At 47.2% G+C, this 26,487-nt stretch carries 15 protein-coding genes and 1 pseudogene; 8 read left to right on the top strand and 8 right to left on the bottom strand.

All coding sequences use genetic code 11. The annotated features are described in order from the left end of the window. The first annotated feature begins 179 nt into the window (after positions 1 to 179). Together FVR03_RS18520 and FVR03_RS18525 are read left to right on the top strand one after the other, a co-directional pair. Positions 180 to 1,130 carry an erythromycin esterase family protein gene (locus tag FVR03_RS18520; RefSeq protein ID WP_147923263.1) on the top strand — a complete coding sequence of 317 codons (951 nt, stop codon included), beginning with the start codon at positions 180 to 182 and terminating at the stop codon, positions 1,128 to 1,130. A 559-nt stretch (positions 1,131 to 1,689) separates the two neighbouring features. Beyond that, a complete protein-coding gene (locus FVR03_RS18525; protein WP_147923264.1) occupies positions 1,690 to 2,250 on the top strand; it encodes a DNA-3-methyladenine glycosylase I in 561 nt (186 codons plus the stop codon). A gap of 210 nt (positions 2,251 to 2,460) precedes the next feature. Here FVR03_RS18525 and FVR03_RS18530 read toward each other — a convergent pair whose 3' ends face one another. Then, positions 2,461 to 3,264, bottom strand: coding sequence for a universal stress protein (locus FVR03_RS18530; protein ID WP_147923265.1), 804 nt, complete (start codon positions 3,262 to 3,264; stop codon positions 2,461 to 2,463). 248 nt (positions 3,265 to 3,512) lie between these two features. Here FVR03_RS18530 and FVR03_RS18535 point away from each other — a divergent pair, with 248 nt between their 5' ends. The 5 genes from FVR03_RS18535 to hemA all read left to right on the top strand — a co-directional run bounded on the left by FVR03_RS18535 (position 3,513) and on the right by hemA (position 9,480). Further along, the gene (locus tag FVR03_RS18535; protein ID WP_147923266.1) at positions 3,513 to 5,057 is read left to right on the top strand and encodes a PAS domain-containing sensor histidine kinase; all 1,545 of its coding nucleotides are present in this window, start codon (positions 3,513 to 3,515) and stop codon (positions 5,055 to 5,057) included. Positions 5,058 to 5,061: 4 nt separating this feature from the next. Beyond that, positions 5,062 to 5,508: a response regulator gene (locus tag FVR03_RS18540; protein ID WP_147923267.1), complete on the top strand. Its 447-nt coding sequence runs from the start codon at positions 5,062 to 5,064 to the stop codon at positions 5,506 to 5,508. A 17-nt stretch (positions 5,509 to 5,525) separates the two neighbouring features. After that, positions 5,526 to 6,758, top strand: a complete 1,233-nt coding sequence (locus tag FVR03_RS18545; protein ID WP_147923268.1) for a hybrid sensor histidine kinase/response regulator — start codon at positions 5,526 to 5,528, stop codon at positions 6,756 to 6,758. Beyond that, positions 6,755 to 7,816, top strand: a complete 1,062-nt coding sequence (locus FVR03_RS18550) for a response regulator (protein ID WP_147923269.1) — start codon at positions 6,755 to 6,757, stop codon at positions 7,814 to 7,816. The genes FVR03_RS18545 and FVR03_RS18550 overlap by 4 nt, the downstream gene beginning before the upstream one ends. 398 nt (positions 7,817 to 8,214) lie before the next feature. Further along, positions 8,215 to 9,480 carry a glutamyl-tRNA reductase gene (hemA, locus tag FVR03_RS18555; protein ID WP_147923270.1) on the top strand — a complete coding sequence of 422 codons (1,266 nt, stop codon included), beginning with the start codon at positions 8,215 to 8,217 and terminating at the stop codon, positions 9,478 to 9,480. Between the two features lie 209 nt (positions 9,481 to 9,689). Here hemA and FVR03_RS18560 read toward each other — a convergent pair whose 3' ends face one another. The 7 genes and pseudogenes from FVR03_RS18560 to FVR03_RS18590 form a co-directional block, all read right to left on the bottom strand. Continuing rightward, positions 9,690 to 11,144 carry a glutamate synthase subunit beta gene (locus FVR03_RS18560; protein WP_147923271.1) on the bottom strand — a complete coding sequence of 485 codons (1,455 nt, stop codon included), beginning with the start codon at positions 11,142 to 11,144 and terminating at the stop codon, positions 9,690 to 9,692. Then, entirely contained in the window at positions 11,144 to 15,649 is a 4,506-nt protein-coding gene (gene gltB, locus FVR03_RS18565; RefSeq protein WP_147923272.1) for a glutamate synthase large subunit, read from the bottom strand. The genes FVR03_RS18560 and gltB overlap by 1 nt, the downstream gene beginning before the upstream one ends. An 894-nt stretch (positions 15,650 to 16,543) precedes the next feature. Beyond that, positions 16,544 to 17,227: a DNA alkylation repair protein gene (locus FVR03_RS18570; RefSeq protein ID WP_147923273.1), complete on the bottom strand. Its 684-nt coding sequence runs from the start codon at positions 17,225 to 17,227 to the stop codon at positions 16,544 to 16,546. 23 nt (positions 17,228 to 17,250) lie between these two features. Further along, entirely contained in the window at positions 17,251 to 19,089 is a 1,839-nt protein-coding gene (treZ, locus tag FVR03_RS18575) for a malto-oligosyltrehalose trehalohydrolase (RefSeq protein ID WP_255474291.1), read from the bottom strand. A 95-nt stretch (positions 19,090 to 19,184) separates the two neighbouring features. Then, positions 19,185 to 20,792 carry an alpha-amylase family glycosyl hydrolase gene (locus FVR03_RS18580; RefSeq protein WP_147923275.1) on the bottom strand — a complete coding sequence of 536 codons (1,608 nt, stop codon included), beginning with the start codon at positions 20,790 to 20,792 and terminating at the stop codon, positions 19,185 to 19,187. A gap of 224 nt (positions 20,793 to 21,016) precedes the next feature. Then, positions 21,017 to 21,511, bottom strand: a pseudogene (locus FVR03_RS18585) (DUF4846 domain-containing protein). A 527-nt stretch (positions 21,512 to 22,038) separates the two neighbouring features. Then, entirely contained in the window at positions 22,039 to 25,311 is a 3,273-nt protein-coding gene (locus FVR03_RS18590) for an amidohydrolase family protein (RefSeq protein ID WP_147923277.1), read from the bottom strand. Between the two features lie 680 nt (positions 25,312 to 25,991). Here FVR03_RS18590 and FVR03_RS18595 point away from each other — a divergent pair. Then, positions 25,992 to 26,487: Riean_0653 family protein (locus FVR03_RS18595; protein ID WP_147923276.1), on the top strand; the 496-nt coding region annotated here is incomplete at its 3' end.

Below are 26,487 nucleotides of genomic sequence, written 5' to 3' on the forward strand. Positions count from 1 at the left end.
AGTGAATTATAAAAGTAAACTTTATCCACTGCTTTTTTTATAGAAAACTACCGTAGGTTTAGTACAACACTTTACATACAAAACTCTTGCGATGCTGCGCTTTGCATATACTAACCGTTGGCTGCAAATGCACCAGAGAAACTTCAATGATAATTTTTGTGCTTAACTGATTCACTATTATGTTTAGGCTATTTGTACTTTTTATTTTTTTTGCCACTCCTGCAGTTTATGCCCAGGTTAATGATATAGACTGGATTAATAGGAACGCCTTTGAATTGAAATCAGATTCTGATTCAGGCAATGATGATCTGTTGTTTTTATCTAAGGAGCTGAAAGGTAAAACTGTGGTTGGACTTGGCGAAGCCTCACACGGGACCCGCGAGTTCTATGTGCAAAAAAGGCGAATTATAGAAAGTCTCATCAGCCAGTACGATTTTAAGCTACTCTCATTTGAATTCCCCTATTCTGCGATAGCTCCTATTAACCTTTACTTACAAAGCGGGCAGGGTGACTTAAAGCAGCTTATGCAGCCGCTGGTTTTGTACAACACGGAGGAAATATATGAGCTTTTTCAGTGGATAAGAGTATATAACAAAACTAAATCTCCTAAAAACAAGGTGGTATTACACGGTTTCGATAGTGAGGATTTTTGGTATGATGCTCTTATTCGTGAGATGCTAATGGCTGAAAAACTTATTGAGACGCATAACTCAATAGGAGGCAAAACTATAGTCTGGGCTCATAACTTGCACATTGCGAAAGATACAACAATGGCTAAGGTCCCAGGGATGGGCTCTCATCTCAAGAAACAGTTCGGAAAAAAGTTTTATGTAATTGGCTTCGACACTTACCAAGGGAGTGTGAATGTGTTAAACAGTGGTAAATTTGAGATGCATAGGTTCGAAGGAAAAGAAAATACCTTGTCGGGTACGTTTTCTAAAGCGAAATACGAAGCATTTTTTCTCCCGTTCAATACAAAACCAAGCCCCTTTACAGGAATGACTGGCTATATAACAAATATATATTCTATTTGGCAAGAACCAACCCCAGTACCAATTAGACCAGGTGTGGATTTTGACGGAATAATTTTTATAAAGAATACTACTGCTTCGGTAAAATTAAGCCAATAATAGTTGCGCTTTGGCTCAGCTGTTTTTGCTGAAGCCAGAAAAGATATAAGAAACATCATCAGCCAACATCGGGTTTAATTTATGCCCGTTTGGCGTTAGTGCCGTTTCTCTTCCACCTTATTGATTATTTTATTACTCTACAGCACTGAATTGCTATAGATTAGGCAAAAACTTAAACCCGCTTGTAGTACTATACTGTCCGCTGAAATTCCTGCCAGAATTTTTTACATAGTTTAAAAAGCAGTTTTCTGATGACTTTTCCGGTTTTAAAGTCCTTTGCTGGCTTATAGATAGTCATCACGTATAAATCAATCATTCAGACTTTCAGACAACGGTGTTAGTTTCTGGCCGTTTTAAAATCACCTCTCTCAATCTCACCGCCCCAAATGCCCCACGCAGAAATAACAGACCTGTTAGTTTTGAAGAAAAGGAAGCAGCCCATACTTTAAAAGCGGAAATTTCAGGTACTTTTGCTGGCAGTCCTGTTACGTTATATTATCACTTTAACTTGATGGACGGACTGATTCAATCGTTGAGGATAACCGGTTAACAGAAGTGTATGTCTTATTGTACAGCCATAGAAACAATGCAATCCGAAGCCAAAAAGGCGTTGCATCAAAATTACCACGACAATCATTACGGTTTTCCAATTCACGACGACAATGAATTGTTTGGGCGTTTGCTATTGGAAATTAATCAGGCAGGTTTGAGCTGGGAAACAATTCTGAAAAAAGAAGCATCGTTTCGTAAAGCATACAGCAATTTCAATATTAAAAAAGTGGCGGCATATACCGAAGAGGATAGGGAACGGCTTTTAGCAGACGCAGGAATTATCCGCAACAAACTGAAGGTAAATGCGGCTATAGAAAACGCAAAAACAATTCTTGTGCTGCAAAAAGAGTTCGGCTCTTTCGGAAAATGGCTGGAACACCATCATCCCAAAACAAAAGAAGAATGGGTGAAATTGTTCAAGAAGACATTCCGCTTTACTGGTGGTGAAATAGTGAACGAGTTTTTAATGAGTATTGGATACCTGCGTGGAGCACATGCCGAAAACTGTCCTGTTCACAAACTAATTTTACAACACAAACCAATGTGGGCAATGCCACAACCAGATTAATTGGCGGTAAACGAATTGCAACCTGATTACAAAAGCAGGAAGCAGCAAATCGTGAAAGCATATTCTAAGATCTGCTGTAGTTTCGCTCAGTCAATATTTAAAATCCGCCAGCAAATTATTCAAATAAAAAAGGCCTTCCGAAGCATTATTTCTGCTTTGGAAGGCCTTTTGTTCCGAGGGTGTTTTACCTGCAGCAAGTCCGGCTAATAACTAAGCGGCGGCAGGAGGCACCAGCAGAATCGGGATAAACTTGTTTTGCACTGATTTAATACGGGAAGCTATGGCAATGCCATCTTCGGTTGCAGACGTTGGCAGCACAATTAATTCAGGCTGGCAGGCCCTGACAAATGGAGCCAGATTATGCTGTGCCCCGTTTATAATGGCAAGTGCCGGATCGGTGCTTACCGGCCACTCAGTTTGTTCCGCAACCCCATCAACTGCTAAAGCCAGCCTGTGCGAGGCGTGCAGGTGCTTAATTAACTCTATGTCTTTGGTGGCATCAGACAGGTGCCTTAGAAAGTTGATACCGATGCAGTTTACCTGCTGTTCGCCGGTTTCCTCAAAAAGTGCTACCCGGCTGTAGGGGCTAAAACTGGCTTTTGCCGGAACAAGCAGCGCCGGAATGTTAGCCTCCGAAAGCGACCGCAACGTAACCTGTGCAGCCGTTACCGATTCGAGGCTCAGGCTGCCGGTGCTCATAATAACCAGGTCGGCTTTTACTTTTCGGGCAATGTAGAGCGTTTCGTCATCGGTGAGGTGTGGCTTTGTCAGGCGCGTAATCGATAGGCCTGGCACCTGTTTCAGCTTGCGCGTCAGGTTATCCATTTTTGCCTGCACCGCGTGCTCCACTGTAGCAGGTTCCGGTACCAGATCGGTTTTTCCTACTGGTTTTGAGGGTTCGTACGCATGAAAAATAATTAAGCGGGCACCAACATGCCTGCATAACTCGGCTGCATACAGCGCTATTTTACAAGCGTTTTTAGATAAGTCAGTCGAAAAGAGAATATTCTTCATGTAAAGAACCTGTTTTGTAAAATAAAAGCTTATTGTGGCAAAGCAATAGCGCACGCAACCGCTTTACTGGCTGCTTCGTGCAGTTTGTGTATTCATTAGAATGAGGTAAAATTACCTTCACCCTTACAAAGCCCGAATGATAACCGGCAACCGCAGGAGTGATATATGTCACCCCGACCGAATTACCACGCCAGATTTCTTGGCAATTGAACTGGTAATAGCTATTTTTAGCTAAAATTTGAATAAGATTGGAAGAACCCTTACAACCCGGAAGCCAAAGCGCAGATAACATATCGCGCCTAAAAGCTGTGATCGAAACGGCCATCGACGGAATTATTACCATCGATAGCAAAGGCATTATCGAAACAGTGAATCCGGCTGCTGCCCGCATTTTTGGCTACGACTCCTCCGAAATAATAGGCCGGAATGTGAGCATGCTGATGCCTGAGCCCGACAAGAGCCAGCACGATGGGTACATCGAGAATTACCACCGAACAGGCATAGGGCAGATTATTGGTAAGGGGCGCGAAGTGCAGGGCAAACGCAAAAACGGCAGCACGTTTCCGTTTCTGCTAAGCATAAGCGAGGTAAAGCTGCAGGATAAGGTGATTTTTACCGGCATCGTGCACGACATAAGCGGGCTTAAAAAAGCAGAGGCTGCGCTGCGCGAGAGCGAAAACAAGATCAACTCTATTATACAAGGTGCTGTAGATGGAATTATTACCATCGATACCCGTGGTATAATAGAAATGATGAACCCTGCCGCAGCCCGTCAGTTTGGCTACGAAGTGGAGGAACTGATAGGGCAGAGTGTTAACATACTGATGCCGGAGCCGGACCGGAGCAGGCACGATGGCTACATGCACCACTACCACGAAACAGGCCAGCAACGCATCATCGGGATTGGCCGCGAAGTAACCGGCAGGCGGAAGGACGGCAGCATTTTTCCGTTTTTCCTAAGCATCAGCGAGGTGCAGCTAATAGGCAGGCGCGTGTACACCGGCTTTGTGCACGACATAACCCGCCAGAAACTAAACGAAGAGCGACTGCGACGCTATGCTGCTGAGTTAGAACGAAGTAACCGCGAGCTGCAGGACTTTGCCTATGTATCGTCGCATGACCTGCAGGAGCCACTGCGGAAGATACAGGCTTTCGGCGACAGGCTCAAAACAAAAGACTACGACAAGCTGAGCGATCAGGGAAAAGACTATGTGGACCGCATGCTGAATGCTGCTGCCCGCATGCAGAACCTGATCAACGACCTGCTTAACTTTTCGCGGGTTACCTCTAAGGCAAAATCGTTCGTGAAAGTCAGCCTCGACCAGATTCTGACCGAAGTTATTTCTGACCTGGAAGTAACTATCGAGAAAACCGGGGCCGAGATTATACGGTCTCCTCTGCCCGAAATAGAAGCGGAGCCAACCCAGATGCGCCAGTTGTTCCAGAACCTGCTCAGCAATGCCATTAAGTTCCGGAAAGAAGACGAAAGCCCGATTATAAACATTTATGCCAAGCATTTGCAACGCACGGCGCACCTAACCGCAACACCTGGCGACGAGGTAACAGAAATTTATGTGGAAGATAACGGTATCGGATTTGATGAAAAATACCTCGACCGGATTTTCAACATCTTTCAGCGGCTGGAGGGGCAGAAGTTTGAAGGCTCGGGCATTGGATTGGCCGTATGCCGGAAAATTGCCATCCGGCACGGCGGCGATATTACCGCCAGCAGCCAGCCCGGAGTGGGTACACGGTTTATTATAACATTAGCTTTACGACAACCTGAAGAATAATACCATGCCTGAGAAAAGAACGATTGTGATACTTATTGCAGACGACGATGCAGAAGACCGCATGCTGGTTAAGGATGCTCTGGAAGAAAGCCGTCTTAAAAACAACATGCACTTTGTAGAGAATGGCGAAGACCTGATGGACTACCTGCACCACCGCGGCAAGTACACAGACAAAACGCTGCACCCAACACCTGGCCTGATTCTGCTGGACCTGAACATGCCGAAAAAGGACGGACGCGAAGCCCTGAAAGAAATTAAAGCCGATGAGCATCTGCGCCTGATACCTGTTGTTGTTCTAACTACGTCTAAAGCAGAAGAAGATGTTTTGAAGACCTACGATCTGGGTGTTTCGTCGTTTATTACAAAGCCTGTAACGTTTGCCTCGCTCGTAGATGTTATGAAAACGCTCAGCAAATACTGGTTCGAAATTGTTGAATTGCCTAAGCTTTAGGTCTACACCCTTTTGGCATGCCCGATAAAATACGCATACTGCTGGTAGACGACGACGAAGACGATTACATCATCACCCGCGATATTATTGCCGATATTCCGGAGCGGCACTACCTGCTGGAGTGGACAAGCTCCTTTTCTGAAGCCCTGAAAATAATAGGAGAAAACAGGCATAGCATTTACCTCGTCGATTACAGGCTTGGTGCGCACGATGGGCTGGAGCTTATAAAAGAAGCCGTTAAAGCAGGTTCTGCCGCGCCCTTTATTCTGCTAACTGGCCAAAGCGATCGCGAAACCGACGAGAAAGCCATGCGGGCCGGTGCTTTAGACTACCTAGTAAAAGGCAAGATCAGCCCTAATGAGTTGGAACGTTCCATTCGCTACAGCATTGAGCACGCCAAAAGTTTAGCTGTAATTCAGCGCCTGAACACTGAGCTGGAGCAGCGTGTAAAAGACCGGACCCAGGAACTGGCAAAAGTTATTCAGAAGCTGGAGCAGACAAACAAAAGCCTGCACGAGGCGGAGCTGGAAGTACGCAAAGCCCTGCAGAAAGAGAAAGAGCTGCACGAACTCAAATCGCGGTTTGTTACTATTGCCTCGCACGAGTTCCGGACGCCACTCAGCACGGTGCTCTCCTCAGCCTCGCTCATAGGTAAGTACAAAACCACCGAAACCGATGATAAACGGGCAAAGCACGTAGACAGGATTAAATCGGCGGTTAGCAACCTGACCAGCATCCTGAACGACTTCCTATCTATCAGTCGCATAGAAGAAGGTAAGATCTACAATGTGCCTTCTACGTTCGATCTGGAAGCATTTGCAGTAGAAATTGCAGACGAAGCCCAGGGAGTGCTGAAAGTGGGGCAGCAGATTGTGTACAAACACATCGGGCAGCAATCGGTAGTGCACCTCGACAAGCAGCTCCTGCGTAATATCCTGTTTAACCTGCTGTCGAATGCCAGCAAATACTCAGGTGAGAACAAGGTTGTGCGGTTCGATACCGAAATCACTGATAAACAAATAATCGTAACGGTGCAGGACGAAGGAATCGGAATTCCTGAAAACGACAAAGTGCACCTGTTTACGCCATTTTTCCGCGCCCAGAACGTTACCAACATACAAGGTACCGGCCTGGGCCTCAATATCGTAAATAAGTACGTGGATATAATGAATGGCAGCATGCGCTACGAGAGCGAACTCGACAAAGGCACCACCTTCATTATAACATTTCCCTTAACCTCTGAATCATGAAAAAAATACTGCTCATAGAAGATAATCAGGAAATTAGAGAGAACATTGCTGAAATTCTGTCGCTTGCCAACTACGATATACTGGAGGCCGAGAACGGTAAAGTAGGAGTTGATCTTGCTAAACGCGAAATACCTGACCTGATTATCTGTGACATTATGATGCCCCAGCTCGATGGCTACGGCGTTTTGCACATGCTGAGCGGCAACACGGCCACCTCTGCCATTCCGTTTATTTTCCTGACAGCCAAATCAGAAAAAGAGGATTTCAGGAAAGGCATGAACCTGGGTGCAGACGATTACCTGATCAAACCCTTCGACGACCTGGAACTGCTGGATGCGGTAGAAATGCGCCTCCGGAAGAACGAGGCCCTGAAAGCCGGCTTCCAGAAAAATGCTGAAGGCCTGAACGAGTTTCTGCAGGAGGCAAAAGGCCAGGAAAACCTCGACAAACTGACATCGGACAAGCAGAAGCTGCAGCGGTTCAAGAAAAAGCAACCGCTGTTCTCTGAAGGCAATTACCCGAACGCACTTTTCTTTATAAACAAAGGAAAAGTTAAAACTTACAAATCGAATGAAGACGGGCGGGAGTACATCACCAACCTCTACAAAGACGGCGATTTTATCGGCTACCTCGACCTTATTGAGGAAAAAGCATACCGGGAGTCGGCTATGGTAATGGAAGACTCCGAGATTTATGTTATCTCGAAAGAAGATTTCTTCTTGCTGTTGCACAACAACCGGCTGGTGGCCAACAAGTTTATTAAAATACTTTCTGATAACCTGGCAGAGCGGGAGGAGCGCCTGCTGAAACTGGCTTATAACTCGGTGCGGAAGCGTGTAGCCGAAGCACTTATTTTTGTGGAGAAGCAATATAAAACAGAAGGCAAAGAAGGTACCCAGGTCATTATTTCGCGCGAGGACCTGGCTAGTATTGTAGGAGCTTCCAAAGAAACAGTTATCAGAACGCTGGCCGATTTTAAAGATGAAAAACTCATCGAGAGCCAGGGCAGCAAAATAACCATTATCAACAGCGAAAAGCTAAGGCGCATGCGCAATTAATGCGTTAACCCAAAACTTTCGGAAGGGCAATTATTCAAATGAAATTGCCCTTCCAAAGCAAAATGAGCCAATTTGCGCCAAGGGTAAAAGCATACCAACTACAATCTACTAAGTGTAGTTTGCAACTACACCTTATTATTTACTCCTGACGGAACAGCTACTCAACTACTTTTCAGCTCCTTCGGCAGCTTCGACTATAGCCTTTACCTGCAGACGGGTTAGGAGAATCAGCTATGAGCAATTATTCTAATAAAACAGCCCTTCAGAAGCAAATTGAGCCAATTTATGCCAAGGGTACTTGTGCTTCGGCTGCTTTCTCTCATCTGGTTTAGTGACCATTATCATCTTTTATTTCCAGGCATTTGCTCAATTTTGTAGGGTTAAACGACACCTACAAAATGCAAAATCAGTTCAAGGTCCTTACGCTAACCTTTAAAAACGCACCTATTCAAGTTCGGGAGGCTGTGGCTCTGAACGAGATTGCCTGCCGTAATCTGCTGGATAAGGTAAAGGAATTTACCGGCGCAACCGATGTACTGGTACTTTCGACCTGCAACCGCACCGAGGTGTACTATGCCGCCGACTGCAGCTTCGAACAGGAACTGATAAAGCTGATTTCCATTGAAAAAGGTTTTTCGGCTACATCAGCGGTCGTAACTTATTTTCGGCACATCGATGACCACGATGCGGCTGTAAGGCACCTCTTCAATGTGGCGCTGGGCCTGGAGTCGCAGGTGGTAGGGGATGTACAGATACTGAACCAGGTGAAAAATGCCTACCAGTGGGCTGCCGATGCCGGTACAGCCGGACCTTTTCTGCACCGCCTGCTGCACACCATCTTTAGCGCCAATAAATTGGTGGTGAATGAGACTGCTTTCCGCACTGGAGCTGCCTCTGTGTCTTATGCCACTGTAGAGCTGGTGGAGGAGCTGACCCAAACTATTGGCAACCCGCGTGTGCTGATAATTGGTGTAGGCGATATGGGCAGAGAAGTGTGCCTGAACTTTCAGAAATCAGAAATAAATAACCTGGTAGTTGTAAACAGAACCCACCACAAAGCCCAGGAACTGGCCCAGAAATCTGGTGCCCGTGCGGTGTATTGGGAAAACGTGTGGGAGGAGATAGAGAAGGCCGATGTCGTTATTTCGGCGGTGCCAGGCGATTGTTTCTTTATTTCGAGGGAGAAAGGGGAGCAGCTGACAACACACAAGAAGCGTTACTTTATTGATATGTCGATGCCCCGCAGTGTAGACAGTTCTCTGGAAACCCTCGCCAACACCTATGTGTACAACATCGACAACATCCGGAACCGCACCAACGAGGCACTGGAGAAGCGCCTGGCTGCTATACCTTACGTTCACCAGATAATAGAAGAAGCTGCAACAGAGTTCGACTCCTGGACCAGGGAGATGGCTATGTCTCCGGCACTACAACAATTTAAAAACACGCTGGAGCAGATCCGGCAGCAGGAAATTGCCCGCTACACTAAAAAACTGGGGGCAGCAGAAAAAGACATGGTAGAAGCTATCACCAGAAACATACTGAACAAAATTGTAAAGATGCCAGCTCTGGAACTGAAAGCCGCCTGCCAACGCGGTGAGGCAGAAGCCCTGCTAGGCAGCCTGGCTACTCTGTTCGATCTTGAAAAGGAAGTAATGGTCTAGCGGTATAGCCTGAGCTGGTTAGGGAAAGTAAATTATTGTAATGAAAAGCCCCTCCAAAAATAATTAATGCCTGTACGCTTCAAGGGTAAGGCGGTGAAATGGTGCTTTAAAAAGTAACTAGTTTTAGAACACTCCACTTTATTTCATAAAAAAACTCCTGCCACTTTTGTAGCAGGAGTTTTTTTATGTTGTATTAAAGAGTGTACTACTTAAGCCAGTTCGAGCTTCGACACTTCTTTTGACGGCAAATTAGACTCGCCCATCAGGTAAATATCTATGGCACGGGCAGCTTCACGGCCATCAGAAATAGCCCACACCACCAGCGACTGACCACGGTAAGAATCTCCGGCAGAGAAAACGCCAGGTACACTTGTTTGCCAGTTCTGCAGCTTAAAGTTTCCTCTGTTGTCGTATTCAAACTCGAAGTTAGCATGGAAAGCATCGTGCTCCGGACGCTCATAACCAATGGCAATAAAGGCCAGATCGCAAGGCAGAATTCTTTCGCTGTCTGGCTTCTCGGTGTACTCTCTGTGGTTTTTCCACTCCAGTTCCACTACTTTCAGGCCTTTTACATAACCGTTCTCATCGGCAATAAACTCTTTGTTCAGCCAGCCCCAGCTACGCTCACACCCTTCGTCGTGGGAGCTGGAGGCAGTAAACACCATCGGTAGCTCTGGCCACGGGTTAGTTGGCATACGCTGCGAAGATGGCATGTTGCGGTACTGCAGCTGCGTAATAGATTTGGCACGCTGGCGGTTAGAAGTACCCACGCAGTCGGAGCCGGTATCGCCGCCACCAATCACGATCACGTGTTTGTCGCGGGCATCAATGTCCAACTCAGCCGGAATGGTTTCGCCAGCTACTTTTTTGTTCTGCAGCGTCAGGAAGTCCATTGCGAAATGGATACCCTTCAGGTGGTTGCCCGGAATGGTGAGAGCACGCGGCTTAGAAGAACCTATACACAAAATAACGGCATCGTATTTTTTGTACAGCTTTTTCAGCGTTACGTCTTTACCGATCTCTACACCTAATTCAAACTTAATACCTTCCTGTTCCAGTATCTCCAAACGACGATCGATTGTCCATTTCTCCAGCTTGAAATCCGGAATACCGTAGCGCAGTAAGCCACCCGCTTTGTCGGCTTTGTCGAAAACCGTAACCAGGTGTCCGGCTCTGTTAAGCTGGGCAGCGGCTGCCAGCCCGGCCGGGCCGGAACCAACTACGGCTACCTTTCGGCCTGTTCTTTTCTTTGGTGGCTCCGGCTTAACCAGACCCAGCTCAAAAGACTTTTCGGCAATCGATTTCTCAATGTGCTCAATGGCTACAGCCGGCTTGTTAATAGAAAGTACGCAGCTAGCCTCGCAGGGAGCAGGGCAGATGCGGCCGGTAAACTCCGGGAAGTTGTTCGTAGAGTACAGAATCTCTGCTGCACGCTCCCACTCGCCTTCGTATACAGCATCGTTAAAGTCAGGAATAAGGTTGCCTAGGGGGCAGCCGTTGTGGCAGAACGGAACGCCACAGTCCATGCAACGGGCCGCCTGCTCCTGCGTTTTAATTACCGGAAATTCTAAATATATTTCTTTTGAGTCGTTTATTCTTTCTTTCGGATCGCGGTAAGAAGGTAATTCACGATCGTACTTTAAAAAACCATCTGCTTTTCCCATCAGGCTACTACTTTTAATGATTCGTTAATACTTACTTGCAAGGCTTTTTTCAGGTCGTGTGGCATTACCTTCTGGAAGTGCTTTTGCTGCTCTTCCCAGTTATCCAGGAGCTGTTGCGCCAGGGCACTGCCGGTGTAGTTGTAATGCTCAATCAGCTTTTGCTCGATCCAGGCCATATCAGCTTCATCCGGCTGCTCCAGGTCTACCATGTCGAGGTTGCACTGGTCGTTAAAGGTGCTGTTGCAATCGAACACGAACGCCATACCACCGCTCATACCTGCAGCAAAATTTTTGCCTACCTCGCCAAGCACCAGCACTTTTCCGCCTGTCATGTACTCGCAACCGTGGTCGCCAATACCTTCTACTACAGCCTCTGCGCCTGAATTTCTTACACAGAAACGCTCACCAGCCATACCGTTTATGTAAGCATTGCCAGAAGTGGCACCGTAAAACGCCACGTTACCGGTAATAATGTGCTCGTGCGCTGCGTAATTAGTTTCCTTGAATGGCTTGATGATAAGCTTGCCACCAGAGAGACCTTTGCCAATGTAATCGTTGGCTTCGCCTACAAGTTTAAAGGTTACACCAGGTGCCAGGAAGGCGCCAAATGTTTGACCGGCCGAGCCATGGAATTCGGCTGTGAAGCTGTCTTCCGGCAGTCCTGCTTTTCCGAATTTCTTCGAGATCTCATAAGATAGCATGGCACCTACTGAGCGGTCGATGTTAACAATCTTATACTCCTGAACGCCTTGTTTACCTGCTTCAAAATCACGGATCAGCTGTCTGTCGAGCACGTGCTCGATTTCATGATCCTGTGAAATCTGATGGTAGATACCTACGTTGTTACCCACATATTCCTGGTACAAAATAGGAGAGAGGTCGAGGTTTTTCAGCTTCCAGTGGTCTATATCGGTTCTTACTTTCAGCACCTGCGACTGGCCCACCATTTCGTTTATAGTTCTGAAACCAAGCTGCGCCATTACCTGGCGTAGCTCCATGGCCATAAAGGTGAAGAAGTTCACCAGGTGGTCCGGGTTGCCGGTAAAGAGCTGGCGTAGTTCAGGGTTCTGCGTGGCAATACCTACAGGGCAGGTGTTCATGTGGCACTTACGCATCATAATACAGCCTTCCACAATAAGTGCTGCCGTAGCAACGCCATATTCTTCAGCTCCGAGCAAGGTAGCCACAGCCAGGTCGTACCCTGTCATGAGTTTACCATCGGTTTGCAGTACTACGCGGCTGCGCAGGTTATTTTTAATCAGCGTTTGGTGTGCTTCGGCCAGTCCAATTTCCCAAGGCAGGCCGGCATGGCGGATAGAGCTCAGCGGGCTGGCTCCTGTACCACCATCGGCACCAGATATCATAATAGCATCTGCTTTTGCTTTAGCTACACCAGAGGCAATGGTTCCTACGCCTGCCTCCGATACCAGCTTCACGTTTATTCTGGCGTTCGGATTTGCATTTTTAAGATCGTAGATCAGCTGCTTTAAATCCTCTATAGAATAAATGTCGTGGTGTGGCGGAGGAGAAATCAGGCCTACACCCGGTGTAGAATGACGCACGCGTGCAATCCAATGATCTACTTTATGGCCAGGTAACTGCCCACCTTCACCAGGCTTGGCACCTTGTGCTATTTTAATCTGTATTTCGTCGGCATTGGCCAGGTAATGGCTTGTTACGCCAAAGCGGCCAGAGGCAACCTGCTTTACAGCCGATCTTTCTGAATCGCCGTTTTCGTGTGGCGTGTAGCGGGCCTCGTCTTCACCACCTTCGCCGCTGTTGCTTTTGCCGCCAATGCGGTTCATGGCAATAGCCAGCGTAGAGTGCGCCTCATGCGAGATGGAGCCAAAAGACATGGCACCAGTTGCAAAGCGCTTCAAAATGTTTTCTACCGGCTCCACTTCGTCTAAAGGAACAGACTGACGCTTCCTGAATTCGAACAGGTTACGAAGCGTGATCGTTTTCTGCTGATGCTCCCGAATGAGTTTAGAGTACTCCTTGAACAACATAAAATCGTTCAGTCTGGATGATTTCTGGAGCAGGTGGATAACCTGTGGTTGCAGCAAGTGCGTTTCGCCGGTTCGCTTCCACTGGAAGAAACCACCCATTTCCAGAATACCGTTCTTGTTGTTGAAGGCAGAGTTGTGCTTCGTCAGCGCTTCTCTTTCCAGATCTTCAAAGTTCAGACCTTCCAGGCGGCTGGTCGTGCCTTTAAAGCATTTCTGCACCACTTCCTGCCCAAAACCAAGTATCTCGAATATCTGAGAGCTTTGGTACGACTGCAGGGTACTGATACCCATCTTCGAAAGTATTTTGAGCAAACCGTTGCCTACCGCCTCTATAAAGTTCTGGAAGTAGTAAGACAGTGGTTTCGAGTTATCGATTTTCTCCTGCTCGTACAGGCTTTGAATGGTATCGTACACCAGGTAAGGGTAAACCGCACTCGCTCCGTAACCAATAATGGTGGCGAAATGATGTGTTTCCCAGGCATCGCCGGCTTCTACTACCAGGCCAGTTTTGGTCCGAATTCGCTTCTCGATCAGGTGGTGATGAATAGCACCCACTGCCAGTAACGAAGGTATAGCAGCACGTTGTGCTTTTATGGCTTTGTTAGAGATAACAAGCACCTTCTTGCCATTGCGAACAGCTTCTTCGGCTTCAGCACAAATTAGATCAAGTGCCTTTTGCAGCGAACCAGTTTCGCGTGTGTTAAAGGTGGCATCAATAATCTGGTACTCAAAGCCCTGTTTCTTCAGGTAAGGCAGCTTATGGAAATCCTCTCTTCTGAGAACGGGCTGTTGAATGTGCACCTGGCGTGAGTGCGCTGGGGTTTCATCGAGCACGTTAAGCGACTCGCCGACTCTTGTGAAAAGCGACATAACCAGGCGCTCACGAATCGGGTCGATAGGAGGGTTACTTACCTGTGCGAAGTGCTGCTTAAAGTAGTTGGCTATGTGCTGGCTCTGGCGCGATAAAACAGCCAGCGGAGCATCAGAACCCATACTGCCTACCGGCTCTTTGCCGGTAACAGCCATCGGCTGAATGAGCATACGCAGGTCTTCTGAAGTATATCCGAATGCCTTCTGCGTCTGGCGAATAGCTTCTGGTCTCACGGTTGTAACAGGCACGCGTGGGTCCGGAATGCGCGGTAACCGGATACGGTTCTGCTCAATCCACTCCATATAGGGCTTGTCGTTACAAACCAGTTCCTTTATCTCGTCGTCGTGGTATATCTTGTTTTGGGCGGTGTCGGCCAGCAGCATTTTGCCGGGCTGTAACCTGCCGCGTTTAATTACATCGGTTGGGTCTACTGGCAATGCTCCTGTTTCGGAGGCCATAATCAGGCGACCAGACTTGGTGATGCAGTAGCGAACCGGGCGCAGTCCGTTACGGTCGAGGGTAGCGCCAATTTGAGTGCCGTCTGTAAAGAACAGGGCAGCAGGTCCGTCCCAGGGCTCCATTAAAGAGGCATGGAATTTATAGAAAGCCTTGCGGCGCTTGTCCATGTAGGGGTTGTCCTGCCAGGCTTCCGGCACCAGCATCATCATCACATGCGGAAGCGGTCTGCCAGCCAGGGTCAGCAGTTCCACCATGGCATCGAGGTTAGCCGAGTCGGAGAACTCAGGGTTCGTAACCGGCAGCAGCGATTGCATCTCCTCGTCTGTAAATAACGGAGACGACATCAAAGCTTCCTTCGACTTCATTTTGTTCACGTTCCCTTTAATGGTGTTTATTTCACCGTTATGGGCAATAAAACGGAAAGGCTGTGCCAGTTTCCAGTTCGCGAACGTGTTGGTAGAGAAGCGGGAGTGCACAATGGCGAGTGCCGACTTAAAATCAGGGTCACGCAGGTCGTGGTAGTAGCGGCCAAGCTGGTCTGTTTTCAGCTGACCTTTATATATAATAGTACGGGCCGAGAAACTGGCAATAAAGAAAGTGCCGTTTTCGCCGGGTACAGTCTTTTTAATACTATGAGAAACAGAGTTGCGTAACACAAACAGCTTGCGCTCCAGATCTTCACCTCGCAGAGAAGCATCTATCGGTTTTACAAAGACCTGCTCTATGTACGGTTCCACAGCTTTAGATTCGTGCCCCGGAACTTGTCCGTTTACCGGCACCAGGCGGTAACCCAATAACTCAAATCCTTGGGCCCTGATGCTCAGGTTTAAGGCTTTGCGTGATTTTTCCCTTACCTCGTAAACGGTCGGGAAAAAGACCATGCCTACCCCATAACCACCCAGTTCAGGTAGTTTAATGGCAAATTCTTCCAATTCCTTCACGAAAAATTCGTGGGGGATTTGTACCGAAATTCCTGCTCCGTCGCCCGTTTCAGGGTCGCTTCCGGTGGCACCGCGGTGTTCCATGTTCTCCAACATGGTGAGTGCGTCTTTTACGGTTGAATGGCTCTTAGTTCCATCCAAGTTCACCACACATCCAACACCGCAGGAGTCGTGTTCTAACTCAGGCGTATAGAGTCCTCGCTGTGGTTTATCTGTTTGAATCATCTATTAAAAAGCTATTGTTTAAGTCTCCCTCGGTCAAAAGGCGAGTGAAAAGTTACTGAATAAAATTTTATTTTCCAATTCATGTTATTGATAAAAGGACAGAAGTATGAATTCTTGTTTGTGAAAATGGTAATTATACTGGAGCAATATTGAGAATGTGTGAATTTGGCTTTATCTGAAAACTCACTGATTATCAATATGTTAATTAATGAGGCGAATAAATTTCAATTTTTTTTCGGTTAATGGCAATATGTTATAACTGATTAACAATCTGCTGGTTATGAATTATGACAAGAAGATTAAGAATTGTAAAAATGATCTTAAATATCTGAAAATCAGATGTTTGTATGCTGAAATAAGGATTAATAACGAGGAGATTAGCACCTGCTGCTGAAGCAGAAGTTACAATAGAATTAACTTTTTTTAATTAAAGTTCAGTTTTTTTTCTGATTAAGGAATTATTTATGAAGAAGAAAACAAATATAGCACCTATACAACTATCCTTTTTCAGTTTTGATAAACCAAATATTGAGGTTTAGCTAACAAAATGAGACTAACATTATGAGGCTTTTTTAGTTCAGGAGATGTTATCAAGTGGAATTGCTTCTTCAGATCATGGAGAAGTACAACCCTTGACAACAAAGGCTGTCATTTTCTTTGGAAGGCTGTTTTTATTAGAATAATTTGGTCGCAGCCCTTTGCAGATGTGGTAGCAGTAAAAGGAGTAAGTGGGTTGTTGGCCTGGAGACCTTGGAGCTAACTACGCGGGAAATGCTTTGGAAGGGCAAAATCATTTAAATAATTCGAAAAGTGCGGAGTAGAGGGTAAGCAGCCTCTACTCCGCACTACTTACTATAACAGCAACACCTATGAGCAGTAGCGCCCTGTGAAACGCTACTGCTCATAGGTGTTGCTGTTGTGTGAAGTGATTTTTTTATTCTTTCTTTTATCGACTTCAATTTCGATAAATGCTGGTAAATAGTTTGGGGTACAACCTTTTGCTACCACTTCATCTTTATACAGCCCTGTCTTCTCTCCAATTATGATGCAACGACTTCGATAACTTTCATCATACACTCCAATCCAGGAGGCTGTAAAATTCATAGCCCATTGCACTTCAGGAGCTTCTGAATTAATGTTAGCTTCTATTTTTGAAAGTAATTCTGGTGTATTATCCGGTGGTGTTTGTCCTGTCCATCTCAATCTTGCTTGGTAATACCAATAGGTTCGTCTTTGAAGAGTTGAAGGACTACTTTCCCAAGATTGGATCAAAGCTACTGTTCTCTTGTCTTTTGTAAGCTGATTGGCCATTAACCACTCCATTAAGTGGTTTTTCTCATCAAATGTGTGTGTCTGCATTTCTTTGTCAAGCTTATCAACCAACTCTTGAGTAAGCAATTTTTTATCCATGATTAGAATTGCCAAAAGTCTAGCAAAATATTCTCGGGTTGACCACAATTCCATCGCTAGTTCATGATCCTTTTTTATCTCTTTGGCAATTTTCTTTAAGTCTCCCAGTTTGGTCGATTTAGCATTTACCTGAGAATGAATTGCTCGGGCTTCTGTACTTAGATTCATCTGGGTGTCTTATTTTTTATTTCTCACAACGACTTGTAAACAGTTATGCTTAATGGAGGTGCTTCTACTGCCTCGTTGGCAGCAACCTGGTTTGGTAAGGTACAAGGAGCTTTGCTTTTGCCTGTTTGCCATTTACTTAGTTTCGAATCCAGCAGCTTTTTCCAGGTAGGGGCTGTGGCAGGTATGGTGTACGGTAAAGGCGCCTCCGACAGGTTGAACAGGCAAAGCAGGTGTTCCTGGTCCTTCTCGCACTGGCGCAGCAATACAAAACCGGTTTGGCCAATCGTCTGTACCCTGATTTTGTTTTTATCGAAGCACTGAAGCGCTGCCTCCGTTCTTCGCAACCGAATTAGTTCCTGGTGCCACTGCAGCATAATTTTGTGTTTTCCCTTTTCGCGCTTCTCCCAAATTAGTTTAGAGGCTGTAAAGGTTTCCTCCGCCTGCGGATCGGGTGGGGCTGCATCCCAGTTAAAGCCGGAGAATTCTTCTTTCCTGCCTTCCTGAACGGCTTTAATCAGTTCTTCGTCGCTGTGGTGCACAAAGTAATTAAATGGTGTATCTTCTGCGTACTCTTCCCCCATAAACAGCATAGGCACATAAGGCGAGAGCATGACGGCGGCTGCAGCCAGTTTCAGCCTTTCATAATCGATAATGGTGCTTAAACGCAAACTGCCGACATGGTTGCCAACCTGGTCGTGGTTCTGAATGAAGGTGATAAATTTGTCGCCTGACATACCTGCGGAAGAAGCGCCATGACGTTGCTTCCTGAATTTCACGAACTCGCCACTGTGCACAAAGCCTTCGGTGTAGGCTTTTGCCAGCTGCTCGATCTGCCCAAAATCTTCGTAGTACTTTTTGCCTTCCTCGTTAAGTAAAACATAAAGCGAATGATGGAAATCGTCGAGCCACTGCGCCTGAAAACCAAAGCCGCCGACCTCCGGCGACTTCATTACCTTCGGGCTGTTGTAGTCGCTTTCGGCTGTCATATAAAGGCTGCGGCCAAGCTTTTGCTCCAGCAGTTTTACTTTATAATAAGTAAGTTCCCAAAAGTTAATGGCCTTTTTGTCGAATACCGTGTGGATGGCGTCGAGCCTCAGCCCGTCGATGTGGTAGTGCTCGAACCAGTGCAGCGGATTGTCCGAGAAGTAATCGCGCACACCATCTGACCAGGCATCGTCGAAATTGATGGCCTCGCCCCAGGGGGTGCTGTATTTGTCGGTAAAGTACGGCGCGAATTTTCCGAAATAGTTGCCTTCAGGGCCAAGGTGGTTGTACACAACATCCAGAAAAACCGCGATGCCGCGCGCATGGCAGGCATCAACCAGCTTTTTAAGGCCGTTGGGGCCGCCGTACGAATGCTGCACGGCATAAGGGTATACGCCATCGTAGCCCCAGTTCCGGTTGCCGGGGCATTGGGCCACAGGCATCAGCTCAATAGCATTTATGCCTGTATCCACCAGGTTGTCGAGCCTCGGAATAATTGCTTCGAAAGTACCTTCGGGCGTGAAGGTACCAACATGCAGTTCGTATAAAATAAGATCTTTAAATGGTAAGCCTCGCCAGGTCGTATCCTGCCACTCATGGCTCTGGTGGTCCACTACCTCCGATGGCCCGTGTACTCCGTCCGGCTGAAAGTGTGAAGCCGGGTCAGGATAATCCTGCTCACCATCGGGCATAAAAAAATACCGGTCTCCCGGCTTCACATCTTTTACCTCGGCTCTGAAGTAGCCTACCTCATGCCGCTGCATTTTCACCTTCCTGTCTTTGGGTGAGAGGAGGTGAAGTGTCATCGATTCCTTTTCAGGAGCCCAAACTGTAAAAACGCAGGTATTATTTCCTGCATAGGATGCACCAATAGCCACTGTCTATATTCTTTGGGTTAATTTTGTTCTTTTGTATTGAACGAGCTACCCCTGCTGCTGCAAGGGTAGCTCATTAGTTGTATAACTTATTGGTGCTACGCATCCAGCCTTACCAGAATACCCTCATCGCCTCCCAGGCTAATGCTTTCTGTAATAGCAGTGTTCTCACGTTCCGGGAAAGTGGCCAGCACAACAACACCTGTAAACTTATGGTGCTTCGGCTTAAAGTAGCAGGGGCGGTGGCTAAGGTTCAGCACCACCAGAAAGCGGCTATCCCCCGATTTTCTGATAAAGGAAAACACCTGGTTATCGGAATAAACCGGAATGTAATCGCCAATTTTAAGCGCAGGTTCTTCCTGGCGCAGTTTAATCAGGCGGCGGTAAAGCGTGAGCATCGAGAAGGGGTCATCCTGCTGTACTTTCACGTTTATTCTTCTGAAGTAGTCAGGTAACCGGAGCCAGGGTTTGCTGTCAGTAAAACCTGCCTGGTTAGTATCTTCCCATTGCATCGGTGTGCGAGCCGGGTCGCGACTCAGGTGCAGGTCTGGCATGTTCAGGCCTTGTGGATCCTGTACTTCTTCCGGCGGAATAGGTACATCGCGCATACCTATTTCATCGCCGTAGTATATGGTGGGTGTGCCTCGCAAGGTTAGCAGGAGCATGGCCGCTACTTTTGCCTGCGTAGATCCTACCCGGCTGGTAATGCGGGGCTGGTCGTGGTTACCCAGCACCCAGTTAGGCCAGCCGCCATCTGGCAGGGCACCTTCATACATGTCTACATTAGACGCGATCTGCTGCGCCTCCCACTTCAGCGAAAGGAGCAGGAAATTAAATGGCAAGTGAGCGCCATTGTTGTCGCTGCCATAGTAGGTCATCAGTTTCTGTATAGGCAGGTAAATCTCCCCGATCATCATGCGTTCGTCGTATTCGTCGAGCACAGCGCGCATTTTATGAACTATGTCGTGCACTTCTGGCTGGTCGGTTGAGTAGGCTGGTATCAGCTTTTCGTAGGTTGCCATGTGCGGCTCGTAGTGTGGGTTTGGGGGGTTGTCGCGCAACTGGTCATCTTTTACCATGTGCCACATCACATCTACCCTGAAACCGTCTACGCCTTTGTCGAGCCAGAAACGCATCACGTTCATCATGGCTTCCTGCACGTCGGGGTTACGCCAGTTCAGGTCGGGTTGCTCCTTCAGAAAAGCGTGGTAATAGTATTGCTGGGTGTTTTCGTCCCATTCCCAACCGCTGCCGCCAAACACACTTAGCCAATTGTTCGGCTCCGAACCATCTGGCAGCGCATCCTCCCAAATGTACCAATCGCGTTTCGGGTTATCGCGCGACGATTTTGATTCCAGAAACCAGGGGTGCTGATCGGAAGTATGGTTTGGTACCAGGTCCAGAATCAGTTTCATGCCGCGGTTATGTACTTCGGCCAGCAATTCATCGAAGTCGGCCATTGTGCCGAATAGTGGGTGAATGTCCTGGTAATCAGCAATGTCGTAGCCGAAATCAGCCATGGGCGAGGAGAAAATAGGAGAGATCCAGATCGCATTTACGCCCAGCCACTTCAGGTAATCGAGGCGCTTTATAATGCCTTGTAAATCGCCAACACCATCGCTGTTGCTGTCCTGATATGATCGTGGGTAAATCTGATAGATGACTCCTTCCTGCCACCATAGGTGTTTTAACTGCTCTTCTTTCATGGTTCCGTATGGGTTGTATCCGCGTAAATTCGGGAATAGAAATAACTACTTATTTTAGAATGTTGGTTGTACGGAGAAAAAAGAATGTAGATTAATTTGATGTAGCTAAACTGTAGGATTTTGAAGTGGGTACAAATAAATGTTAGTAGTTGAGGTACACGTTGAGGAGGTGGAGAATTATTTAAATGGAAAATGCCTTGCGCAATTCCCTTTGCTGCTGCTAATTAAAACCTGCGCAGTTGGTTGCGTCTGAAGGTCCATTCTGGGGTGAAGAGTTGCTGCCCGAAACTGCTGCTGTACCAGGGGCTCTTGCCTGAGTCGGTGTTGTTGCAAAGTAAATGGATTTCCTGGGCCGGCATATAGCTTTGCGCCAGCAGGAAAATCCTTTCGCTGGTGTCAGGGTTTTCGGCCACATCCATAACAATAACGGCATGGCCGGGACTTCCGCCCTTAATAAAAACATCGCCTGCCTGAATGGCTTCTACGGCAACAGGTGTCAGTTCTTTTTCAAGCGACAAGGTGCCAGCGTACACAAACACCTGCTGCAGGTAAGCTTAGAAGGTTTCGTAATCGGAGGCTGCTTTTTGAATCCAGGAGCAGTTATTGCCCTGCACTTTTATGCGTTTGCCTTGCTGCCAGTTGCTGAAGTTGGCCCGGAAGCCGCTGGTGAAGTTGAAGTGAATATCGTGGTAACGCTTGTGATGGTACAGGTAAGTTATGCTCTATTGTTTTACCTGTTTGAAAAAGAATTTTTGTTGAACAGCCATTGGGAGGCTTGAACTCTTTGAGGAACTTATCAACTACCCTTTAATTAGCTGAATTGACAGAGAACAGATATAGGTTTTCGCAATGCAGAGCGTCAGTGCATCGGTTGGAGCACTGCTCATATTTTAACAGCTCAAAGGTGGCATCACCAAGAGTTGTACTAATTTTTGCTGATGGCTGCTTCCAGTAAGCTGAGAAGTTGGTGAAGTAGTGAAACATAGTTATGATAAAAAGAGCAATTCCTATAGTTAAGTAATAGTAGGAATAATTCATTTTCTTTATCATGGTTATTTACAGAAGCTTATGGGGAATCCGGGCACTAAAGCAGGTAGCTGAGAAAAATAATTTAGTGCTTAACATTAGACCGCTAGCCATTGAGCAAAAATACAAAATTGCCTACATGTTGGGGAAAAATTTAACCAAACCAAAACCGCCACCTCTGCAGCAGCAAAGGTGGCAGTATCCTAAAACTATGTTAAGTTTAGTGGCGGCAGGAGCATTGCTCACCGGCAATGCCAATTCCATGAGAATCCGTGCCTTCGTGCCATCCAAAAGGGCTGGCATAGCGGTTGTTTTCCCAGTAGAACTTGCCGGGTTTGCGGTCATAGTTACCAATTTCGGTCATGGTAGCGGCATCGTAGAGGCGACCGTTTACCATCGTGTAACGCACGTGCTCAGAGTTCTGAATGTTCTCCAGTGGGTTCTGGTCCAGCACGATCAGGTCGGCCAGTTTGCCTACTTCCAGCGAGCCGATGTCCTGGCTCATTCCTATATATTCAGCTCCGTTAAGTGTGGCAGCGCGTAAGGCTTCAAGATTAGTCATACCGCCCTGCTGCAGCATCCAGAGTTCCCAGTGAGCACCCAGGCCTTGCAACTGACCGTGTGCGCCTAAATTAACTTTTACACCGGCATCTGTCAGCTTTTTGCAGGCTTCCGACACTTTTATGTAACCGTTGTCATACTCCTCGTCCGGCACCTGTGTTACATGGCGTGAGCGGCTGTCGATAACGGAGCGCGGGGTAAAGCGGAGTAAACGTTCTTTCTCCCACACGTTCGTTTTCTGGTACCAGTAGTACTCGCCGTTTACGCCACCGTAGTTCACAATCAGGGTAGGAGTGTAGCCGGTGCCGCTGGCGCTCCACAATTTTACCACATCGTTGTAGAGCGGTGCCACCGGAATGTTGTGCTCTATGCCGGTGTGGCCATCCAGAATCATGCTCATGTTGTGGAAAAAGGTAGAACCGCCTTCCGGCACAACAGTCATGTCAAGTTCGCGGGCTGCCTGAATAACCTGCTGGCGCTGCTCACGGCGTGGCTGGTTATAGCTTTTTACAGAAAAGCCTCCCAGGGCCTTAATGCGGCGCAGGTGCGAGCGGGCATCATCCAGGTTATTTACCACAGCCTTGAAATTGCCATCGGCTCCATAAAGCACCGTGCCTGTAGAGTAAATGCGCGGACCAACCATGGTGCCTGTCTTCACGGCTTCCGATTGGCTGAATACCATTTCGCTGGTGGAGGAGGGGTCGTGGGTGGTGGTAACGCCGTAGGCCAGGTTTGCATAATATGCCCACTGCTTCTGCGGACTCATGCCCAACCTGAACGTGCCCATGTGTGCATGCACATCCACAATACCAGGCATAATGGTTTTGCCTGTTGCGTCTATCACTTTGGCTCCTGCAGGAACCTGCACGTTGGCACCTACTGCTACTATTTTGTTGCCGTCTACTACTACGGTGCCACGCTCAATTATTTCATCGCCTTTCATGGTAATGATGCGGGCATTGGTAAAGGCTACCTTGCCTTGCGGCACATCGGTATTGAGCACCAGGCCGATCTTGGTGCCTGTTGTGTCGATGGCAGGAAGTTTATCTGGCGCACCTTCTACAAACTTGAAGCGATTTTTCAGGTCATTCGAGAAATACTCATCGCCGGTTACCCAATTAATTTTTTTGCTGTCGGCAGACCAGTGAATGCTGCTACCCAGGTCGCGGGTAAAACGCGAAACAGGAACTGCCTTTGTCTCGGCACTCAAATCCAGGGCGCCACCCGCCGGAGCAAAAGGAGCTACAAAGCCGTTAAACAATTCTACAAAGGCAATCCATTTGTTATCGGGGCTTAGGTAGAACTCGGTAGCATATTTAGAGGTATAATGCGTTTGCTCCTGTGTACCCTGCAGGCTGATGCTCTGGAAGGTGGTGTTTCCATCTTTGCTGCCTGAGAAGAAAACACGGTCGGAGGTAGCGTTAAATTGTGGGGCAGCGCCTTGTTCTGTTAGTTTTACGGCAGCGCCGCCGTTGGCTGGTATATAATAAATACCTGGTTCTTTACTGAAGGCGTGGCCCAGGTGGTCATTGCCGCTCTCTCGTTTATAGGCAATCAGTTTACCGTTAGGCGAGAAGGCAGGATGTGTATAGTACCCTTTTTCAGAAGTTAGCTTCGTGGGCTTCGGGTTCTTTTTGCCGATGTCGAGTTTATGCAGGGCCCCCAGGTTTTCGTCGTTCCAAGTCGCGTACACAATCGTTTTTCCATCAGGAGAGAAGGTAGGGTAGAACTCGAAATCCTGGCTGTTGGTAATGCGCTCCGGTTTTCCATTAGGTAGAGTTTTTTTATAAAGATAGCCAGCTGCGTTAAATACAAGTGTTTTGCCATCAGGCGAGGTAACAGCATGGCGAATGGCTTTGGCTGTAAACTGACTCGGCGAAAGTCCTGTTTTGCTGTGGTCGTGGCGAACGGCTTCTGCAATGGCATGTGTGGCAGTAGCCTCAAACGGAATAACAGAGGCTTTAAAAGTGGCTACCTCAACTTTGTTAATTTTTCCGTTGGCCCAGAAGATCAGGTTTTTGTTATCTGGTGTCCAGGCAAAGTTGGGGTACACACCAAAAATAGCCCAGGCTTCCTGCTGGTCGTGGCTCAGGTTGTCGTACACGGGCCATTCTTCACCCGTTTTCAGGTCGTGCAGGAACAATACCGATTTGGTGCGTACGCGTCTTACAAAAGCCAGATATTTGCCATCCGGGGAAACAACAGGTCGAACGGCTCCACCTGCTCCGCCCGTTACATTTTTAATATCTCCTGTGTTACGGTCTACACGGCGAATTACGTAAATCTGCGTGTTCGGGTCTTTGTTGTACTGAAAGGTAGAGCCACCACTCATATCCTCTGAAAAGTACACATAGCGGCCATCCGGCGATACCCAGGGTTCGCCAACGTCCTGCTGGTCGTTTTTGCGTTTGGTGAGCTGCACGCCACTGCCGCCTGAGCGGTGGAACATCCACATTTCGCCGGCACCCAGCGAGCGGGTGGCTGTAAAGTGCTTTCGGGCCACCAGAAACTCGCTGTCGGGAGTCCAGGCGGCGTTGTTGAGTAGCCTGAAATTTTCGTTTGTTACCTGCTGCGGGTTAGAGCCATCGCGGTTCACAATCCAGATATTGTCGCCACCGGCACGATCGGAAGTAAAGGAGATATATTTGCCGTTGGGACTGAAGCGCGGCTGCACCTCGTAGGCGGGGCCACCGGAAAGGAGCTTTGCTTTGCCACCTGAAACAGGCATTATATAAATATCGCCCAATAGATCGAACACAATTTCCTTTCCGTCCGGACTCACATCCAGGCTCATCCAGGTGCCTTCGTCGGTGGTGATGGTTATTTCTTTTTGGGGGCCGTGGGCTTCATCCACTTTCCATTTGAGGTCTTCTTTCTTCTCCTGGGCAATGGCTACCCCGGCCTGTAGAGCCAGAGTAGCCGCCAGAAACATACTTAAAAAAGTGTGTTTAGACATTTGTAAGATGTAGATGTGGTTTTTTCCAGAGCCCAAAGATATAAAACTTTTATATTTTTTAGCGGGTTTGAGCAGGAAGATTATGGAGTACCCCTGTTTTTTTTGGGTACTTAATAGAATGTTATAGGGAAAAGCAGCGAGATAGCCGGTATTTATAAACTACTGTTATTTAGATGAGGTGGTAAACCTGGCTACATAAGTATAACGGTAAAACTGCTAGAAGTAGCTGCTGAGTGTTTGATTAAATATGAATTTTTAGAGGTTATTGCTATCAAATTAATTAATGATTAAGTAATTATTTGAAATTATTACAATGAATCTAGCTACCTACTCCACCTCAAATACATAGGGCAGCTGGAAACTAAGCGGCTGGTTCCGGTTGTGGATATGCTGCAGAAAGTGGTCTATTTCGGCTTTGTACTCCAGGTGGTAGTCTGGGTATATTTTTTCTTAGATGAACTGTTTTTTAGAGGGCACCAACAGGTAGTGGCAGTGAAAAACTTTTTTGTAGCTCTCAAAATAGTTAAAAAGTGATTGTAAGTGCTGTAGTTTTAATAAATTAGGTAGTATATATCTTACAAGGAGATGCTGAAATTGTTATAATATAACAATTGTTTGTTATATTTAGCTATTGTTAAAGCCTGACCTGATTACCTATGAAACACTTCATTAAACTCCTGCCCCTCCTCTTTTTGCTCGCAGCCTGCGAGGAGAAGCTGCCGAAGCCCACCCAGAACGGCTCCAACACCATCGCCTGCAAAGTGAACGGCAAAGCCTGGATCGCTGACGCAGGTACGGGCTTTGGCACAAAGAAATTCTCAGTATGGTACGGTTACGTGAATCCCCCAAACAAACAATTATTTATCTCTGCCAACCGCATCGCAGAGGGTGATAACTCTACTATAGATTTAGCCTTGGAGGATGTGAAGGTGAGAGGCACTCATTACTTCTCTTTTGATACCGGTCCTGCTCCTGAGCAAATGCGCTACCAGAACCATGCGATGTACACTGAATATAAGCCAAATAAGGGCCGATACATCACGACCAGCCGCAACACAGGCTTTGTCACCTTCACAAAGGTTGATACGGTGAACCGTATTCTTGCAGGCGTTTTCGAGTTCACGGCAGAGAGCCTGGATGGCTCCGGCCAGA

Source organism: Pontibacter qinzhouensis (assembly GCF_008017455.1).
GTDB classification, from domain to species: Bacteria; Bacteroidota; Bacteroidia; order Cytophagales; family Hymenobacteraceae; genus Pontibacter; species Pontibacter qinzhouensis.